The organism is Duganella alba (assembly GCF_009674495.1).
In the GTDB taxonomy this organism is placed as follows: Bacteria; Pseudomonadota; Gammaproteobacteria; order Burkholderiales; family Burkholderiaceae_D; genus Rugamonas; species Rugamonas alba.
In genome coordinates this window covers 23,195-42,906 of record NZ_WKJN01000041.1, presented here as the reverse complement: position 1 = coordinate 42,906, position 19,712 = coordinate 23,195, and the positions used below count along the sequence as shown (strand labels likewise).

At 60.5% G+C, this 19,712-nt stretch carries 11 protein-coding genes, 4 tRNA genes and 1 pseudogene; 15 read left to right on the top strand and 1 reads right to left on the bottom strand.

The genetic code is table 11. The features are described 5' to 3' along the window. Window positions 1-511: pseudogene (locus GJ695_RS29720) on the top strand (J domain-containing protein); the annotation flags it as partial. A gap of 78 nt (window positions 512-589) precedes the next feature. Next, the gene (locus GJ695_RS26585; RefSeq protein WP_154370134.1) at window positions 590-2,173 is read left to right on the top strand and encodes a DUF3369 domain-containing protein; all 1,584 of its coding nucleotides are present in this window, start codon (window positions 590-592) and stop codon (window positions 2,171-2,173) included. Window positions 2,174-2,182: 9 nt separating this feature from the next. Here the strand turns inward: GJ695_RS26585 and GJ695_RS26580 are convergent, their stop codons facing one another. Further along, a complete protein-coding gene (locus GJ695_RS26580; RefSeq protein ID WP_154370133.1) occupies window positions 2,183-5,437 on the bottom strand; it encodes an EAL domain-containing protein in 3,255 nt (1,084 codons plus the stop codon). A 197-nt stretch (window positions 5,438-5,634) separates the two neighbouring features. On the opposite strand from GJ695_RS26580, the gene GJ695_RS26575 reads away from it, so the two are divergent. From GJ695_RS26575 to rpoC, 13 genes are all read left to right on the top strand, one after another. Next, window positions 5,635-5,719 (top strand) — tRNA-Tyr (locus GJ695_RS26575). Window positions 5,720-5,778: 59 nt separating this feature from the next. After that, window positions 5,779-5,852 (top strand) — tRNA-Gly (locus tag GJ695_RS26570). A 59-nt stretch (window positions 5,853-5,911) separates the two neighbouring features. Next, window positions 5,912-5,986, top strand: a tRNA-Thr gene (locus tag GJ695_RS26565). A gap of 83 nt (window positions 5,987-6,069) precedes the next feature. After that, window positions 6,070-7,260, top strand: a complete 1,191-nt coding sequence (gene tuf, locus GJ695_RS26560) for an elongation factor Tu (protein ID WP_154370132.1) — start codon at window positions 6,070-6,072, stop codon at window positions 7,258-7,260. A gap of 64 nt (window positions 7,261-7,324) precedes the next feature. Continuing rightward, a tRNA-Trp gene (locus GJ695_RS26555) sits at window positions 7,325-7,400 on the top strand. 36 nt (window positions 7,401-7,436) lie between these two features. After that, window positions 7,437-7,820, top strand: a complete 384-nt coding sequence (secE, locus tag GJ695_RS26550; protein ID WP_154361338.1) for a preprotein translocase subunit SecE — start codon at window positions 7,437-7,439, stop codon at window positions 7,818-7,820. Then, window positions 7,820-8,437: a transcription termination/antitermination protein NusG gene (gene nusG / locus GJ695_RS26545; RefSeq protein ID WP_154370131.1), complete on the top strand. Its 618-nt coding sequence runs from the start codon at window positions 7,820-7,822 to the stop codon at window positions 8,435-8,437. Before secE ends, nusG begins: the two co-directional genes overlap by 1 nt. A 124-nt stretch (window positions 8,438-8,561) precedes the next feature. Further along, complete coding sequence (rplK, locus tag GJ695_RS26540; RefSeq protein WP_154361336.1) at window positions 8,562-8,993, top strand: 50S ribosomal protein L11; 432 nt, start codon at window positions 8,562-8,564, stop codon at window positions 8,991-8,993. A gap of 2 nt (window positions 8,994-8,995) precedes the next feature. After that, window positions 8,996-9,691 (top strand): 50S ribosomal protein L1, encoded by a 696-nt coding sequence (gene rplA / locus GJ695_RS26535; protein ID WP_154361335.1) that lies wholly within the window; start codon window positions 8,996-8,998, stop codon window positions 9,689-9,691. A 252-nt stretch (window positions 9,692-9,943) separates the two neighbouring features. Beyond that, window positions 9,944-10,477 carry a 50S ribosomal protein L10 gene (rplJ, locus tag GJ695_RS26530; protein WP_166455007.1) on the top strand — a complete coding sequence of 178 codons (534 nt, stop codon included), beginning with the start codon at window positions 9,944-9,946 and terminating at the stop codon, window positions 10,475-10,477. 67 nt (window positions 10,478-10,544) lie between these two features. Next, window positions 10,545-10,916, top strand: a complete 372-nt coding sequence (rplL, locus tag GJ695_RS26525) for a 50S ribosomal protein L7/L12 (RefSeq protein WP_154370130.1) — start codon at window positions 10,545-10,547, stop codon at window positions 10,914-10,916. Between the two features lie 258 nt (window positions 10,917-11,174). After that, a complete protein-coding gene (gene rpoB, locus GJ695_RS26520; protein ID WP_154370129.1) occupies window positions 11,175-15,284 on the top strand; it encodes a DNA-directed RNA polymerase subunit beta in 4,110 nt (1,369 codons plus the stop codon). A 71-nt stretch (window positions 15,285-15,355) separates the two neighbouring features. Further along, on the top strand, window positions 15,356-19,588 hold the full coding sequence (gene rpoC, locus GJ695_RS26515) for a DNA-directed RNA polymerase subunit beta' (protein ID WP_154361333.1): 4,233 nt from the start codon (window positions 15,356-15,358) through the stop codon (window positions 19,586-19,588). The last annotated feature ends 124 nt before the right edge of the window (window positions 19,589-19,712 follow it).

Genomic DNA, 19,712 nt, shown 5'->3' with positions numbered 1-19,712 from the left:
GCGCGGGCGCGACAGCCGCAGCGAGGCCCGGGCCGAGCAGCACGACGCCTGGGCCACGGTGCGGCTGGCCGACGCGCCGCTGGCCAAGCCGTCGCCGATCAAGGTGGTGTCGGCCTCGCAGGTGGTGTTGCCGGGCGCCGGCGCCGAGTGCGACAGCGAAACCCAGACCCAGACGCTGCTCGCGCCCAACGGCGAGCCGTGGCCGACCCGTTCCGGCTACATGGAAGGTTTCCCGGTCGGTAACCACGGCGACGACATGCAGCTGACCCTCGACAACGGCGGCAATGCCTCGGCGGTGTTCATCAAGGTGTATGACATGGACCGCCGCTCCAACGTGCGCTACGCCTACGTGCAGGCGCACGACAAGCTGCTGGTCGACAAACTCAGCAATGGCAAGTACGAAATCCGCTATCAGAACCTGGATGTCGGCGCCAATCCGGGCGCCTGCGGCGGCCCCAGCCGCACTGCCGCCGCCAGCGTCGACCCGGGGGCATCTCCCGTCAACAACTAATGCCGCAGCGCATCCTCGATAAGAGTTGTCAGGGTGGTGGAATCTGATTATCCTGAAGGTAACAACAGGAGATGTGTAATGACCGATTCCAACGCCGCAGACGACAACTGGCTGATCGACGAAGACGAGGACGAGCTTCCTGCCAGTGGTCTCGGCGCCCCGGACCAGCGTTTGTGGCGCGTGCTGATCGTGGATGACGATGTGGATGTGCATGCCGTCACCCGGCTGGCGCTGCGCAATGTCAGCTTCAAGGGCCGCGAGCTGGAACTGTTCTCCGCCTACAGCGGACGCGAAGCCTTCGACATCCTGCGCGACACGCCCGACGTGGCGCTGGTGCTGCTGGACGTGGTGATGGAAACCGACGACGCCGGCCTGATCCTGGCGCGCCGCATCCGCGAGGAACTGCACAACGCCATCGTGCGCGTGGTGCTGCGCACCGGCCAGCCGGGCCAGGCGCCCGAGCAGCGCGTCATCATCGAATACGACATCAACGATTACAAGGCCAAGACCGAGCTGACCACGCAGAAGCTGTTCACCACGGTGATTTCGGCGCTGCGCGCCTACGAGAGCCTGAACATGCTCGAGCGCAGTCGTGTCGGCCTCGGCAAGATCCTGGCCGGCGCCACCAATCTGTACCAGATCCATTCGCTGCGCGAGTTCGCCTCGGGCGTGCTGAACCAGGTCAGCGCCATCCTCGACGTCGGCTCGGACGGCGTGCTGTGCCTGATGCAGGGCGACACCGGCGTCACCACCGTGGTGGCCGCCACCGGCCATTATTCGGCGCTCAACGAGGCCGAGCTGATGCCGGCCGCGCATCCGCTGTGGCCGACCATCGCCAAGGCTTTTGCCGAGAAAAAATCGCAGTTCGAGCATCCGGCCAATGTGCTGTTCATCCATACGCAGGAAAACCGCGAGGTGGCGATTTCGGTGACGCCGCCGTGGCCGCTGGCGCAGATCCAGCGCGATCTGCTGGAAGTGTTCTGCCAGCGCATCGCGGCGGCGTTCGACAACCTGTACATGTTCGGCCAGTTGCGCAAGGCGCAGGAAGCCACCGTGGTGGCGCTGGCCGACCTGGCCGAGTTCCGCGACAGCGGCACCGGCGGCCATGTGCGGCGGGTGCAGATGCTGTCGTCGTCGCTGGCCCAGCGCCTGCACGAGCGCGGCGCGTATGCGGACGAGGTGACGCCGCAGCTGCTCGAGATGATCGGCCTGGCGTCGATCCTGCACGACGTGGGCAAGGTGGCGACGCCGGACCACATCCTGCTCAAGCCGGGCATCCACACGCCGGAGGAACGCGCCGAGATGCAGACGCACGCGGCGGTGGGGCGGACCATCCTGGAGCGCGCGGCCAATATGGTCGACGGCGTCAGCTACCTGACCTATGGCGCGGAGATCGCCGGCGGCCACCACGAGCACTGGGACGGCAACGGCTATCCGAACCAGCTCAAGGAGCGGGCGATTCCGATCGCGGCGCGCATCGTGGCGGTGGTCGACGTGTTCGACTCGCTGCTGCACGAGCGGCCATACAAGGAGCCGTGGCCGCACACCGAAGCGGTGAACTACATCCGCGACCGCGCCGGCAAGCAGTTCGATCCGGAAGTGGTGGCGGCGCTGCTGGACATGATCGAGCGCGACCCCACCGTGGGCCGCACCCCCGACTAAAAACCGGGGTCAGGCCGGCACTTCGGCGGCGCGGACCATGGCTTCGAATTGCGCGACCGGCATCGGTCGCGCGAACAGGTAGCCTTGCGCTTCGTCGCACTGCTTGGCGCGCAGGAAGTCGCGCTGCGCTTCGGTTTCCACGCCTTCGGCGATCACTTCCAGTCCCAATGAATGCGCCAGCGCGATGGTGGCGGCGACGATCACCGCGTCGTTCGGGTCGCTCTCGATGTCCTTGACGAAGCCGCGGTCGATCTTGATGCGGTCGATCTCGAACAGCTTCAGGTAGCTCAGCGACGAGTAGCCGGTGCCGAAGTCGTCGATCGCCACCTTGATGCCGCGCGAACGCAGTTCGATCAGCAGCGCGCGGCTGCGTTCCGGATCCTGCATCGCCGCCGATTCGGTGATTTCCAGTTCCAGCAGCGCCGGGTCGATGCCGTGACTGAGCAGCATGCGGTCCAGGTGCGGCAGCAGGCCCGGCCCGTGGCACTGGCGCGCCGACAGGTTGACCGCCAGCCGCAGATGCGACAGTCCCGGCGCGCGCCACGCATGCAGCAGGGTGCAGGCGCGTTGCAGCACCCAGTCGCCCAGCGGCAGGATCAGGCCCGATTCCTCGGCGATCGGGATGAAGCGGTCCGGTCCCACCATGCCCAGCTCCGGATGGTGCCAGCGCAGCAGCGCCTCGGCGCCGATGATGCGCTGCGTCGCCAGCTCGATCTGCGGTTGCAGATACAGCTCGAATTCGTTCTGTTCCAGCGCCTGCCACAGGCGGTTCTCCAGCATCAGGCGCTCGTGGGTGGCACTGTTCATGGCCTCCGAGAAGAACTGGAAGTTGCCGCGCCCCTGGCTCTTGGCCGCGTACATGGCGGTGTCGGCGTGGCGCATCAGCGTGCCGGCGTCCTCGCCGTCGGTCGGGAACATGGCGACGCCGACGCTGGCGCCGCTGTGCACGGTCTTGCCGTTCAGGTGGTAGGGCGCGGTCAGCGCGTCGACGATGCGCACCGCGATGTTGGACGCTTCGTCGGGCGTCACGGCGCCGTCGGTGACGACGATGAATTCGTCGCCGCCCAGGCGGGCGATGGTGTCGACCTCGCGCAGCAGTTCCTGCAGCCGCTGCGACACCGCCACCAGCAGCATGTCGCCGGTGGCGTGGCCGTGGGTGTCGTTGATTTTCTTGAAGTGGTCGAGGTCGATGAACAGCACCGCCGCCATGCCGCCGCTGCGGCGCGTCTGCGCCAGCAGCTGCTCCAGCCGCAGGTTGAGCGACAGGCGGTTGGCCAGGCCGGTCAGCGTGTCGTGGTGCGCCAGGCGGTGGATGTGTTCCTGCGCCAGGTGCTGCTCGGTCAGGTCGTGCAGGATGGCGACGAACAAATGCTCGTCCGGCAGCTCCACTTCCGACACCGACATCGCCAGCGGGAATTCGCTGCCGTCGCTGCGCCAGCCGGGCAGCTCGTATTCGTGGGTGACGCCGCAGGCGATCATGCGCAGCAGGCCGGCGGCGTCGAGGCCGGCCGCGTCGCCGACGCCGACCGGAATCAGCTTGTCCAGCGGCAGCGCGCCCATCTTTTCCGGCGCATAGCCGAACAGGCGGCCGGCGGCGGCGTTGGCCGACATCAGCGTGCCGCTGCTGTCGACGGTGAGGATGGCGTCGGCCGCCTTGTTGAGGATGGCCTGCAGGCGCGCTTCGCGCTGGCGCAGGCGCGAGGTGGAATCCTTGACCTCGGCCTGGATGCGGGCGCGCTCGCCGCTGATCAGCATCATCAGCGTGCCCAGCAGGCCGGTCAGCAGCAGGCCGCAGGTCAGCACGGTCCAGCTTTGCCAGCCGCGCTGCTGCTGCAGGTAGGCCGGCGTCGGCGCCAGCGTCAGCTCGTAGATGCGGCCGCCGAAGTGCAGCTGGCGCTGGAAGTCGCTGTCGCCGACCGCGCGGTGCAGCGTGTCCTGCACCACGCGGCGCGGGCCGTCGTCGTCGGTGTCTTCGAAGCGCACCAGGAAGTAGGGGAATTCGGAGCGCTTGAGCGCCTGGTTCAGGTAGGCGTCGAACTGCATCGAGATCAGCAGCGAGCCGACCGCCTGGTGGCGGCTGCTGGGCGGGTAGACGGTCTGCAGCAGCAGCAGGCCGGTGCTGGGCGCGCCGGGGATCAGCTGCAGCGGCGCGGTGGCGGTCGGCTGGCCGGACTGGATGGCGCGTTCAAGCGCGGCGCGGCGCAGCGGGTCGTGCAGGAAGTCCAGCCCCAGGTAGACGCGGGAGGCGGCCGGTTCGACGAAGGTGGTGACGAAATAGCGCTCGCGCTGGCCGGTGACGCTGAAGTGGCCGGCGTCGTCGCGCTCGCGGATGGCGTAGTCGGGCGCGGCGTGCTGGCGCGCCCAGGCCTCGAAGGCGGAACGCTCGCTGCCGGCCACCGGCGTCAGCCAGGCCATCGACATCAGTTCCGGGCGCTGGTCCAGGTAACCGTGCGACAGGTTGCCGAAGTCCTCGGCGTTGATCGAGCGGCGCGGGTCGTTGAGCGCCTTGGCCATGGCGTAGATGAAGCGTTCGTGTTCGCTGAACTGGGCCTGCAGCAGGTCGCCGGTCTGCTGCGCCTTGAGGCGGAAGGTTTGCAGCTGCTGGTTGTTTTCCCAGCGGTCGGCCTGCAGGTAGATGGCGATGAAGGCGGCGGCCGACAGCAGCAGCGGCAGGCCCACCAGCAGGCGGCGGCGCGCCCACAGCGCGCGCGGGCGGCCGATGGCGATCCAGGTCAGCGGCGCCGCCAGCAGGATGCCGATGGTGTCGCCCATCCACCAGGCCAGCCAGTCGGCGGCCAGGGTGTCGCGTTGCAGGATGCCGAGCGCCATCATGCCGGACAGCGAGACCGTGCTCGACACCAGCGTGACGCAGGCGGCCAGCAGGATGAAGCGCACCACGTCGCGGCCGGAGCCGATGGCGGGATCGATGTAGCGGCGGAACAGGGTGCTGCCGACCCAGGCCTGCAGGGCTGCGCCGCAGGCCGGGGCGCCGGCGCCCAGCAGGGCGGTGGCGGTGACGCCGGTGCTGCTCAGCCATGGATAGACGAGGTTGACCGCCAGCGAGCCCAGCGCCACGCCCGGCAGCAGGCGGGCGCCGCCCACCACGCAGGCGGCCAGGGCGATGCCGGCCGGCAGGAAGATCGGGGAGGCATAGCCGGGCGGCAGCGCCAGCAGCAGGCCGAGACGGCCGGTCAGGAAGTAGGCGGCCCACAGGGCCAGGTTGGCGAGCAGGACGATGCGCCAGCGACCGCTTCGATTATTCAAACGCAGGGCTCCAGGAGTCTCATTGGTTCGACCGATTGTATAGGAAAACATGCAACGTAAAAACAACACTTGCACTTTTGCAGTTGGTGCGTTTAAAATCTCGCCCCGAAGCAGACGAACTGTGAACACTGCACCGACAAGGTGAGAAAAAGAGTTGACGGTTCGAGAAAATTGCTTCATACTCTGCGGTTCCTCGCGGAGGGGTGGCCGAGTGGTTAAAGGCGACGGACTGTAAATCCGTTCTCTATGAGTACGCTGGTTCGAATCCAGCCCCCTCCACCAAGTTTTTGCAAAAAGACTGAGTGGCGCAGTAAAAATGAATTGAATTGAACCAATACCTCGCGGGTGTAGCTCAATGGTAGAGCTGAAGCCTTCCAAGCTTATGACGAGGGTTCGATTCCCTTCACCCGCTCCAGTGTTGTTGCAATGCAGATGCGCAAGCATCGAAGGTAGTACCCTGCAGTACCCAAATCAGCCCTTTTAGCTCAGTGGTAGAGCACTCCCTTGGTAAGGGAGAGGCCACGTGTTCAATCCACGTAAAGGGCACCAGAATTCGCAGTACGCACTACGCAGCATTATCAAGACAGTCGGGCAGGTTCCCTGCCAATCACACAAATCGTTAGGAGTCTAAAATGGCAAAAGAGAAATTCGAGCGGACCAAGCCGCACGTTAACGTCGGCACCATCGGCCACGTCGACCACGGCAAGACCACCCTGACCGCTGCAATCGCAACCGTTCTGTCGAAAAAATTCGGCGGCGAAGCGAAGGCCTACGACCAGATCGATGCTGCACCAGAAGAAAAAGCACGCGGCATTACCATCAACACCGCGCACGTCGAGTACGAAACCGCTGGCCGTCACTACGCTCACGTTGACTGCCCAGGCCACGCCGACTACATCAAAAACATGATCACCGGTGCCGCGCAGATGGACGGCGCGATCCTGGTGTGCTCCGCAGCTGACGGCCCAATGCCACAGACCCGCGAACACATCCTGCTGGCCCGCCAGGTTGGCGTGCCATACATCGTCGTGTTCCTGAACAAGTGCGACCTGGTCGACGACGAAGAGCTGCTGGAACTGGTGGAAATGGAAGTTCGCGAGCTGTTGTCGAAATACGAGTTCCCAGGCGACGACCTGCCAATCATCAAAGGTTCGGCACGTAAAGCACTGGACGGCGACACCGGTCCGCTGGGCGAGCAAGCCATCATGGCCCTGGCCGATGCACTGGATTCGTACATCCCTACGCCAGAGCGCGCAGTGGACGGCGCCTTCCTGATGCCAGTGGAAGACGTGTTCTCGATCTCGGGTCGCGGCACCGTGGTGACCGGTCGTGTTGAGCGCGGCATCATCAAAGTCGGCGAAGAGATCGAAATCGTCGGCATCACCGACACCGTGAAAACCACCTGCACCGGCGTGGAAATGTTCCGCAAGCTGCTGGACCAGGGTCAGGCAGGCGACAACGTTGGTCTGCTGCTGCGCGGCACCAAGCGTGAAGACGTGCAACGTGGTCAAGTTCTGGCAAAACCAGGCTCGATCAAGCCGCACAACCACTTCACCGGCGAGATCTACGTGCTGTCGAAAGACGAAGGCGGTCGTCACACCCCGTTCTTCAACAACTATCGTCCACAGTTCTACTTCCGTACGACTGACGTGACCGGTTCGATCGAACTGCCACACGACAAAGAAATGGTTATGCCAGGCGACAACGTGTCGATCACCGTCAAGCTGATCAACCCGATCGCGATGGAAGAAGGTCTGCGCTTCGCAATCCGCGAAGGTGGCCGTACCGTAGGCGCAGGCGTGGTTGCCAAGATCCTGGCCTAACAGGATGTGAGATTGCCACCCGGGTGTCCGGGTGGTATAATCCCACTCCTTTGTAGTTTTATGTAGGGGCGTAGCTCAATTGGCAGAGCGTCGGTCTCCAAAACCGAAGGTTGGGGGTTCGAGGCCCTCCGCCCCTGCCACCGAATCTGGTGCAGGGCACCGAAAGTAAAATATAAATGTCTAATCAATCCGTGCAGACCGTCAGCACGTCGAATGACAAGATTAAGGTTGCACTGGCAATTGTCGTTGCAATCGTGGGCGTGATAGGGTTCTACTACCTGTCGGACAAACCAGCTCTGGTACGCGCAGGCGCACTTGTGGCTGGTTTGGCTTTTGCCGTTTTGATCTTGTGGACTTCGTCGACTGGCCGTGATTTCCTGAATTTTGCCAAAGAAGCCGTCCGCGAGACGAAGAAAGTCGTCTGGCCGACCCGTCGCGAGGCGACCCAGATCACCGGCATCGTGTTTGCCTTTGTTCTGGTGATGGCAGTGTTCCTGTGGGGCACGGATAAGACTCTGGAATTCCTGTTGTACGACGTCATTCTGGGCATACGAAAATAATGAGCGAAAACGTGCAAGATGATGCGACCGGTGAAATCCCGGTCGAAGCCGCTCAAGACGCGGCGCCCGTCAGCGTACCAGTAAGCAATAAGCGCTGGTACGTTGTGCATGCGTACTCCGGCATGGAAAAAAGCGTGCAGCGTGCGCTGACCGAGCGCGTCGAACGCGCCGGCATGCAAGAACAGTTTGGCCAGATCCTGGTGCCGACCGAAGAAGTGGTCGAAGTGCGCAATGGCCAGAAATCGGTCACCGAGCGTCGTTTCTTCCCTGGCTACGTGCTGGTCGAGATGGAAATGACCGACGAAACCTGGCACCTGGTGAAAAACACCAGCAAGGTGACCGGCTTCATCGGCGGCAAATCGAACAAGCCGACCCCGATTCCTGCGCGCGAGATCGACAAGATCATGCAGCAGATGCAGGAAGGCGTCGAGAAGCCACGGCCGAAAGTGCTGTACGAAGTGGGCGAGCAAGTCCGCATCAAGGATGGCCCGTTCACCGACTTCAACGGCAACGTCGAGGAAGTCAACTACGAGAAATCGAAAGTGCGCGTCTCGGTCACCATCTTTGGCCGCGCGACGCCGGTGGAACTTGAGTTCGGCCAGGTCGAAAAAGTATAAGCAGCACCGTTCGCCAGAACGGGCGACGGTGTAAAAACCTCCGCAAATCTGGCGCAAGAGGAGCCCCGCCCTGCAGAACACGCATGGTGGGGCGCTACTACTCATATCCAAGATAGGAGCCATCATGGCAAAGAAAATCATTGGTTTTATCAAGCTGCAAGTGCCAGCTGGTAAAGCAAACCCATCCCCACCGATCGGTCCAGCTCTGGGTCAGCGCGGTCTGAACATCATGGAATTCTGCAAAGCGTTCAACGCGCAGACCCAAGGTATGGAACCAGGCATGCCGATTCCAGTCGTGATCACCGCGTTCGCTGACAAGTCGTTCACCTTCGTGATGAAGACCCCGCCAGCAACCTTCCTGATCAAGAAGCACTCGGGCGTGCAAAAAGGTTCGCCGAAGCCACATACCGACAAAGTCGGTAAGCTGACCCGTGCGCAAGCTGAAGAAATCGCTAAATTGAAAACCCCTGATCTGACCGCTGCCGACCTGGATGCTGCTGTACGCACCATCGCTGGTTCCGCACGTTCGATGGGCATCACGGTGGAAGGTCTGTAATCATGGCAAAACTGTCCAAACGCGCACAAGCTATCAAAGCCAAAGTTGATAGCACCAAGAACTACTCGTTCGACAACGCTGTTGCTCTGATCAAAGAACTGGCCACCGCCAAGTTCAACGAATCGATCGACGTGTCGGTCCAACTGGGTGTGGATCCTAAGAAGTCGGACCAGGTTGTCCGCGGTTCCGTCGTGCTGCCAGCTGGCACCGGCAAAACCGTTCGCGTCGCCGTGTTCGCTTCGGGCGACAAGGCCGAGCAGGCGAAAGCCGCTGGCGCCGACGTCGTTGGTATGGAAGACCTGGCCGAGCGCGTCAAAGCCGGCGACATGCCTTTCGATATCGTCATCGCGTCGCCAGACACCATGCGTATCGTTGGTACCCTGGGTCAGATCCTGGGCCCACGCGGCCTGATGCCTAACCCGAAAGTGGGCACCGTGACCCCTGACGTCGCTACCGCCGTGAAAAACGCGAAAGCCGGTCAGGTTCAGTACCGTACCGACAAAGCCGGTATCATCCACGCCACGATCGGCCGCAAGTCGTTCGCTGACGCCGATCTGAAAACCAACCTGGTTGCCCTGATCGACGCGCTGAACAAAGCCAAGCCAGCATCGAGCAAAGGTGTGTACCTGCGCAAGGTTTCCCTGTCGTCGACCATGGGCGCTGGCGTCCGTGTCGACCAGGCCAGCCTGGCAGCCTAAGTTTCAAGTATTAAGTCGCTGAGCTGGAAAGCTTGGCGCAGTTCTTTGGGATGGTCGCCGCGCAAGCGGCGGCCGCAATCAAAGACCGTTGGGCCAGGTGCATCAGGTAGGCATCCGGTTAATTGAATGTTTCACCCAACGCAGATGGTGTTCCCGATCAAGTTTTGCAGTCCATTGGACTCCTAACCTCGGACGCCGTTGTTCGAACCGATGGCCGGCAATTCAGCTAGCCATCATTTAAGGAGATTGACCGTGGGTCTCAATCTGAATGACAAAAAGGCCGTCGTCGCCGAAGTTTCCGCAAAAGTAGCAACTGCGCAAACTATCGTCGTGGCCGAGTATCGTGGCATCCAGGTTGCTCACTTGACGCAACTCCGTGCCAAAGCGCGCGCTCAAGGCGTGTACCTGCGAGTGTTGAAAAACACCCTCGCACGTCGCTCCGTTGAAGGCACGCAATTTGCCGCCCTGGCAGACAGCATGACCGGTCCGCTGATCTACTCGATCTCGGACGATGCCGTTGCAGCAGCTAAAGTCATCAACGACTTCGCTAAAACCAACGACAAACTGGTCATCACTGCCGGTAACTACGCAGGCAAACAGCTGGATAAAGCAGCTGTTACCGCGTTGGCGAGCATTCCTAGCCGTGAAGTCCTCATCTCGCAGCTGTTGGGCGTTATGCTGGCTCCGGTATCGGGCTTTGCACGTGGTCTGGCTGCTCTGGCAGCGAAAAAATCCGAAGGCGCTCCTGCTGCTGAAGTTGCAGCAGAAGAAGCCCCAGCAGCCTAAGCGGCCGGGTTTTTTCTCAAGTAGCATTCTGATGTATTAACGAATCAAAAAATTATTGGAGTTTCAAATGGCAATTAGCAAAGACGACATCCTGAACGCAGTGAGCGAAATGTCCGTAATGGACCTGAACGAACTGGTCAAAGCTTTCGAAGAAAAATTCGGCGTATCGGCTGCAGCAATGGCTGCTCCTGCTGCTGGCGGCGCTGTTGCTGCTGCTGCTGAAGAGCAAACCGAATTCAACCTGGTTCTGACCGAAGTCGGCGCGAACAAAGTTGGCGTGATTAAAGCAGTTCGCGAAATCACCGGTCTGGGCCTGAAAGAAGCCAAAGACGTGGTTGATGGTGCACCAAAAACCGTAAAAGAAGCTCTGTCGAAAGCTGACGCTGAAGCCGCTAAGAAAAAGCTGGAAGAAGCTGGCGCCAAGGCCGACCTGAAGTAATCAGTTGTACCGGCAGCTAACAGCTTACAGTTAGCGCCATGAGCCAAAGCAGCGGATGGTTCTCCTTGAAAAAGGGGAAATATCCGGCTTTGGCTCCTTTGTCGTCTGTGTCGTATTTGTAGCGTTTTCCCGACGTTGCAGTTCCAATTGAATCAGCTGGAAATGGTAGAAGTTTCAGGTTTCGTCTGTGTGACAGACTGCCTAGCCACACAGGCTAAACCTGAAATTTTTTCCCTTTCTGTCACTCACGGAGTGTCCATGCACTACTCATTTACTGAGAAGAAACGCATTCGCAAATCATTCGCGAAGCGCGCCAACGTTCACAACGTTCCGTTCCTGCTGGCTACCCAGCTCGAGTCCTATCACAGCTTCCTGCAAGAAGACATCGCACCGTCGACGCGCAAGAACGATGGCCTGCAGTCGGCCTTTACCTCGATTTTCCCTATCGTTTCGCACAATGGCTTTGCGCGTCTCGAATTCCTGTCGTACGTGCTGGGCGATCCCGCCTTTGACGTCAAGGAATGCCAACTGCGTGGCCTGACGTTCGCGTCGCCGCTGCGCGCCAAGGTACGTCTGGTGATCCTGGACAAGGAATCGCCGACCAAGCCGGTCGTCAAAGAGATGAAGGAACAGGAAGTCTACATGGGCGAACTGCCCCTGATGACCTCCACCGGTTCGTTCGTCATCAATGGTACTGAGCGCGTTATCGTTTCGCAGCTGCATCGCTCCCCTGGCGTGTTCTTCGAGCACGACCGCGGCAAGACCCACTCGTCCGGCAAACTGCTGTTCTCGGCCCGTATCATTCCTTACCGCGGTTCGTGGCTGGACTTCGAGTTCGACCCGAAAGACATCCTGTACTTCCGCGTCGACCGCCGCCGCAAGATGCCAGTCAGCATCCTGCTGAAGGCCATCGGCATGACGCCGGAACAGATCCTGGCCAACTTCTTCGTGTTCGACAATTTCCACCTGCGCTCGGAAGGCGCGGAAATGGAATTCGTCGCCGAACGCCTGCGCGGCGAAGTCGCGCGCTTCGACATCGTCGATCCGAAGACCGGCAAGACCATCGTCATGAAAGACAAGCGTATCAATGCCAAGCATGTACGCGACATCGACGCCGCCGGCCTGAAACACATCTCGGTGCCAGAGGATTACCTGCTGGGCCGCGTGCTGGCCAAGAACATCGTTGACGGCGACACCGGCGAAGTCATCGCCAGCGCCAACGACGAGCTGACCGAAGACGTGCTGGGCCGCCTGCGCGACGCCAGCGTGAGCGACATCCAGACCCTGTACACCAACGATCTGGACCAGGGCGGCTACATCTCGCAAACCCTGCGCATCGACGACACCGCCGACCAGATGGCCGCGCGCATCGCGATCTACCGCATGATGCGTCCTGGCGAACCGCCAACCGAAGACTCGGTCGAAGCGCTGTTCAACGGCCTGTTCTACAGCCCGGACCGCTACGACCTGTCGGCCGTGGGCCGCATGAAGTTCAACCGCCGCATCGGCCGTGACGAACTGACCGGCGCCATGACGCTGTCGAACGAAGACGTGCTGGCCGTGATCAAGATCCTGGTGGAACTGCGCAATGGCCGCGGCGAAGTCGACGATATCGATCACCTGGGTAACCGTCGCGTACGTTGCGTCGGCGAGCTGGCCGAGAACCAGTTCCGCGCCGGTCTGGTGCGTGTTGAGCGCGCCGTCAAGGAGCGTCTGGGCCAGGCGGAAGCCGACAACCTGATGCCGCACGACCTGATCAACAGCAAGCCGATCTCGGCCGCGATCCGTGAATTCTTCGGTTCGTCGCAGCTGTCGCAGTTTATGGACCAGACCAACCCGCTGTCGGAAATCACGCACAAACGCCGCGTTTCCGCCCTGGGCCCTGGCGGTCTGACCCGCGAACGTGCCGGCTTCGAGGTGCGCGACGTGCACCCGACCCACTACGGCCGCGTATGCCCGATCGAAACGCCTGAAGGCCCGAACATCGGCCTGATCAACTCGCTGGCACTGTATGCCCGCCTGAACGAATACGGCTTCCTGGAAACCCCGTACCGCAAGGTGGTGGACTCGAAGATCACCGACCAGATCGATTACCTGTCGGCGATCGAAGAAGGCCGCTACATCATTGCTCAGGCGAATGCCAAGATCAATGAAAGCGGTCAGCTGGTCGACGAGCTGGTGTCGTCGCGCGAAGCCGGCGAGACCATCCTGGTGTCGCCGGAGCGCGTGCAGTACATGGACGTGGCCCCAGGCCAGATCGTGTCCGTCGCCGCGTCGCTGATTCCGTTCCTGGAACACGATGATGCGAACCGTGCACTGATGGGCGCCAACATGCAGCGTCAGGCTGTGCCTTGCCTGCGTCCTGAAAAGGCGCTGGTCGGTACCGGTATCGAACGCACCGTGGCGGTCGACTCGGGCACCACCGTGCAGGCTGTGCGTGGCGGTATCGTCGATTACATCGATGCCGGCCGCGTGGTGATCCGCGTCAACGACGACGAAGCCACCGCTGGCGAAGTCGGCGTGGACATCTACAACCTGATCAAGTACACCCGTTCGAACCAGAACACCAACATCAACCAGCGTCCTATCGTCAAGGTAGGCGACCGTGTGGCCAAGCGCGACGTGATCGCCGACGGCGCATCGACCGACCTGGGCGAGCTGGCGCTGGGTCAGAACATGACCGTGGCCTTCATGCCATGGAATGGTCTGAACTTCGAGGATTCGATCCTGATCTCGGAAAACGTCGTGAAAGACGACCGTTACACCTCGATCCACATCGAAGAGCTGAGCGTGGTGGCGCGCGATACCAAACTGGGCGCGGAAGAAATCACCCGCGACATCTCGAACCTGGCTGAGAACCAGCTGGCTCGTCTGGATGAATCCGGTATCGTGTACATCGGCGCCGAAGTGCAAGCCGGCGATACCCTGGTCGGTAAAGTGACGCCGAAGGGCGAAACCCAGCTGACGCCGGAAGAGAAGCTGCTGCGCGCCATCTTCGGTGAAAAAGCCTCGGACGTGAAAGACACCTCGCTGCGCGTGCCGTCGGGCATGGTCGGCACCGTGATCGACGTCCAGGTGTTCACCCGCGAAGGCATCGTGCGCGACAAGCGCGCCCAGCAGATCATCGACGATGAACTGAAACGCTTCCGCCTGGACCTGAACGACCAGATGCGTATTGTGGAAGGCGATGCCTTCCAGCGTCTGGAAAAAATGCTGATTGGCCAGGTGGTCAACGGCGGTCCGAAGAAGCTGGCCAAAGGCGCCAAGATCACCAAGGAATACCTGGCCGATCTGGACAAGTACCACTGGTTCGACATCCGCCCTGCGGACGACACCGCTGCTACCGCGCTGGAAGCGATCAAGGAATCGATCAACGAGAAGCGTCACCAGTTCGATCTGGCCTTCGAAGAGAAGCGCAAGAAGCTGACCCAGGGCGACGAGCTGCAACCTGGCGTGCAGAAGATGGTCAAGGTGTACCTGGCCGTCAAACGCCGCCTGCAGTCGGGCGACAAGATGGCAGGCCGCCACGGTAACAAAGGTGTGGTCTCGCGTATCGTGCCGGTGGAAGACATGCCCTACATGGCGGACGGTACGCCGGCCGACGTGGTGCTGAACCCGCTGGGTGTGCCGTCGCGTATGAACGTCGGTCAGATCCTGGAAACCCACTTGGGCTGGGCAGCAAAAGGCCTGGGTATCCGTATCGGCGAGATGCTGGCGCAGCAGATCAAAGTGCAGGAGATGCGCAAGTACCTGACCACGGTCTACAACGAATCGGGTCGTCCGGAAGATCTGGACAACTTCGACGACGAAGAGATCATGAACCTGGCGCACAACCTGAAAAAAGGTGTGCCGTTCGCAACGCCGGTGTTCGACGGTGCGCACGAGTCGGAAATCCGCCGCATGCTGGACCTGGCCTACCCTGACGACATCGCTGCCAAGCTGGGCATGACGCCGTCGAAGAATCAGGTCACCATGTACGACGGCCGTACCGGCGAAGCGTTCGAGCGCAAGGTCACCGTCGGCGTGATGCACATGCTGAAGCTGCACCACCTGGTCGACGACAAGATGCACGCGCGTTCGACCGGTCCATACTCGCTGGTCACGCAGCAGCCACTGGGCGGTAAAGCCCAGTTCGGTGGTCAGCGTTTCGGTGAGATGGAGGTGTGGGCACTGGAAGCATACGGCGCATCGTATGTGCTGCAAGAGATGTTGACCGTGAAGTCCGATGACGTGAATGGCCGTACCAAAGTGTACGAAAACCTCGTCAAGGGCGACCACGTGATCGATGCCGGCATGCCGGAATCGTTCAACGTGCTGGTGAAAGAGATCCGTTCCCTGGGTATCGATATCGACCTGGAACGCAACTAAGACACAAGCACCGTCCCGCTGGCCCTGCCAGCGGGACAATTTGAAGAATTCATCACTACCTGGAGTGATACATGAAAGCACTGCTCGATCTATTCAAGCAAGTACAGACGAACGAGACCTTTGACGCGATCAAGATCGGTCTCGCTTCGCCTGAAAAAATCCGTTCGTGGTCCTACGGTGAAGTTAAAAAACCGGAAACCATCAACTACCGTACCTTCAAGCCTGAGCGCGATGGTCTGTTCTGCGCCAAGATCTTTGGCCCGATCAAGGACTACGAATGCCTGTGCGGCAAGTACAAGCGCCTGAAACACCGCGGCGTGATCTGCGAAAAATGCGGCGTGGAAGTCACGCTGGCCAAGGTGCGCCGTGAGCGCATGGGCCACATCGAACTGGCGTCGCCAACCGCGCACATCTGGTTCCTGAAATCGCTGCCGTCGCGTCTGGGTATGGTCCTGGACATGACCCTGCGCGATATCGAACGCGTGCTGTACTTCGAAGCATACGTCGTGACCGATCCGGGCATGACCCCGCTGAAGAAGTGCCAGATCATGTCGGAAGACGACTACGCCGCCAAGTACGAAGAGTACGGCGACGACTTCACCGCCTTCATGGGCGCCGAAGGTATCCGTGAACTGCTGCGCTCGATCGACATCCACCGCGATGCCGAGACCCTGCGCGTGGAACTGAAGGAATCGAAGTCCGAAGCGAAGATCAAGAAATACGCCAAGCGTCTGAAAGTGCTGGAAGCGTTCCAGCGCTCGGGCATCAAGCCTGAGTGGATGATCATGGAAGTGCTGCCGGTGCTGCCGCCGGAACTGCGTCCACTGGTGCCACTGGACGGCGGCCGTTTCGCGACCTCGGATCTGAACGATCTGTATCGCCGCGTGATCAACCGTAACAACCGTCTGAAACGCTTGATGGAGCTGCGCGCTCCAGAGATCATCACGCGCAACGAAAAGCGCATGCTGCAAGAAGCGGTCGATTCGCTGCTGGACAACGGCCGTCGCGGCAAAGCGATGACCGGCGCCAACAAGCGTCCGCTGAAATCGCTGGCCGAGATGATCAAAGGTAAGGGCGGCCGCTTCCGTCAGAACTTGCTGGGTAAACGCGTCGACTACTCGGGCCGTTCGGTCATCGTGGTGGGTCCACAGCTGAAACTGCACCAGTGCGGTCTGCCGAAGCTGATGGCGCTGGAACTGTTCAAGCCGTTCATCTTCAACAAGCTGGAACTGATGGGTCTGGCTACGACCATCAAGGCTGCTAAAAAACTGGTTGAGATTCAAGAACCAGTGGTTTGGGACATCCTGGAAGACGTGATCCGCGAACACCCGATCATGCTGAACCGTGCACCAACCCTGCACCGTCTGGGCATCCAGGCTTTCGAGCCGGTCCTGATCGAAGGTAAGGCGATCCAGCTGCACCCACTCGTTTGCGCGGCATTCAACGCCGACTTCGACGGTGACCAGATGGCAGTCCACGTGCCGCTGTCGATCGAAGCACAGATGGAAGCGCGCACGCTGATGCTGGCGTCGAACAACATCCTGTTCCCGTCGAACGGCGAACCGTCGATCGTTCCTTCGCAGGATATCGTGCTGGGTCTGTACTACGCGACCCGCGAAGCGATCAATGCGAAAAACGAAGGCATGCTGTTCCCGGACGTGTCGGAAGTCATCCGTGCCTACGACAACAAGGAAGTGGAACTGACCACCCGTATCACCGTACGTATCGTTGAGAATCCAAAAGATCCAGCGACGGGCGAATTCGTTCGCACCGTGACCCGTTACGAAACCACGGTTGGCCGCGCCATCCTGTCGGAAATCCTGCCGAAAGGTCTGCCTTTCTCGGTGCTGAACCGCGCGCTGAAAAAGAAAGAAATTTCCAAGCTGATCAACACCTCGTTCCGTAAGTGCGGTCTGCGCGCGACGGTCGTGTTTGCTGACCAACTGATGCAGTCGGGCTTCCGCCTGGCAACCCGCGCCGGTATTTCGATCTGCGTGGACGACATGCTGGTACCGCCACAAAAAGTCACCCTGATTTCGACCGCCGAGTCGGAAGTCAAACAGATCGAGCAGCAGTACGCTTCGGGTCTGGTGACCGCTGGCGAGCGTTACAACAAAGTGGTCGACATCTGGGGCAAGACTTCCGACGAAGTCGGCAAGGCCATGATGGACCAGCTGAAAGTGGAAGACGTCATCAAGCGTGACGGCACCAAGTCGACCCAGGAATCGTTCAACGCGATTTACATGATGGCCGACTCGGGCGCGCGTGGTTCGGCCGCACAGATCCGCCAGCTGGCGGGTATGCGTGGTCTGATGGCGAAACCGGACGGTTCGATTATCGAAACGCCGATTACCGCGAACTTCCGCGAAGGTCTGAACGTGTTGCAGTACTTCATCTCGACCCACGGCGCTCGTAAAGGTCTGGCGGATACGGCACTGAAAACGGCAAACTCGGGTTACCTGACCCGTCGTCTGGTCGACGTGACCCAGGATCTGGTCGTCATCGAAGATGATTGCGGCACCAGCAACGGTACCGTGATGAAGGCGATGGTTGAAGGCGGTGAAGTGATCGAAGCCCTGCGCGACCGTATCCTCGGCCGCGTGGCGGGCACCGACATCGTCAACCCAGAGACCCAGGCCACCCTGTACGAAGCCGGCACGCTGCTGGACGAAGACATGGTCGAAGAGATCGAACGCGTTGGTATCGACGAAGTCAAAGTCCGTACCCCGCTGACTTGCGACACCCGCTTCGGCCTGTGCGCCAAGTGCTACGGTCGCGATCTGGGCCGCGGTCTGCTGGTCAACGCCGGCGAAGCCGTCGGTGTGGTGGCAGCGCAGTCGATTGGTGAGCCGGGTACCCAGCTGACCATGCGTACCTTCCACATCGGTGGTGCGGCATCGCGTGCAGCAGTGGCATCGTCGGTCGAAGCCAAGTCGAACGGTGTGATTCGTTTCACCTCGACCATGCGTTATGTGACCAACGGCAAGGGCGCGCAAATCGTCATTTCCCGTTCGGGCGAAGTACTGATCACCGACGACCACGGCCGTGAGCGCGAGCGTCACAAGGTGCCGTACGGCGCGACCCTGATCGTCAAGGATGGCCTGACCGTCAAGGCTGGCACCGCCCTGGCAACCTGGGATCCGCTGACCCGTCCGATCATTACCGAGTACGCCGGTACGGTACGTTTCGAGAACGTCGAAGAAGGCGTGACCGTAGCCCGTCAGGTGGACGAAGTGACCGGTCTGGCCACCCTGGTGGTGATCGATGCGAAGCGTCGTGGTTCGCTGACCAAGACCCTGCGTCCACAGGTCAAACTGTTGAACGAAGACGGCAATGAAGTGAAGATCGCCGGCACCGAACACGCCGTAGCGATCGGCTTCCAGGTCGGCGCGCTGATCATGGTGAAAGACGGCCAGGCGGTATCGGTGGGTGAAGTGCTGGCACGTATCCCAACCGAATCGCAGAAAACCCGTGACATTACCGGTGGTCTGCCACGCGTGGCCGAACTGTTCGAAGCACGTTCGCCGAAAGATGCGGGCATGCTGGCGGAAGTTACTGGTACTGTTGCCTTCGGTAAAGAAACCAAAGGTAAGCAGCGTCTGGAAATTACCGACATGGACGGTAACAAGCACGAGTTCCTGATTACCAAGGATAAACAAGTGCTGGTCCACGACGGCCAGGTGGTGAATAAAGGCGAGATGATTGTCGACGGCCCGGCCGATCCACAAGACATCCTGCGTCTGCTGGGTATCGAAGCGCTGGCTCGCTACATCGTTGACGAAGTGCAGGACGTGTACCGTCTGCAGGGCGTGAAGATTAACGACAAGCACATTGAAGTAATTGTGCGTCAGATGCTGCGTCGTGTTCAGATCGTCAATGCCGGCGACACCAACTACATCGTTGGCGAGCAGGTTGAGCGTTCGGAACTGCTGGATGAAAACGATCGTGTGAATGCAGAGAACAAGATCCCTGCAACCTACGAAAACGTTCTGCTGGGTATTACCAAGGCATCGCTGTCGACCGATTCGTTTATCTCGGCCGCATCGTTCCAGGAAACTACCCGCGTTCTGACCGAAGCCGCCATCATGGGCAAACGCGATGGTCTGCGTGGTCTGAAAGAAAACGTCATCGTGGGTCGTCTGATTCCAGGCGGCACCGGTCTGGCATTCCACCGCGCTCGCAAAGAGAAAGAGCAGTGGGAAGTCGAAGAGCGTCAAGCTCTGCTGGCAGCCGAAAAAGCTGCCATGTCCGGTGGCGACGTGGAAGCCATCGAATCGGTGGCCCCGCACAGCGACGAAGCGTAATCTTCAAGCAGCAATAAAAACGGCACCTTCGGGTGCCGTTTTTTTTTGCTGGATTAGATATTTCTTTAAGGCATTGAACCATCAAGTCGAGTTCGCCGAATAAAATCACTATCCTTACTAATAA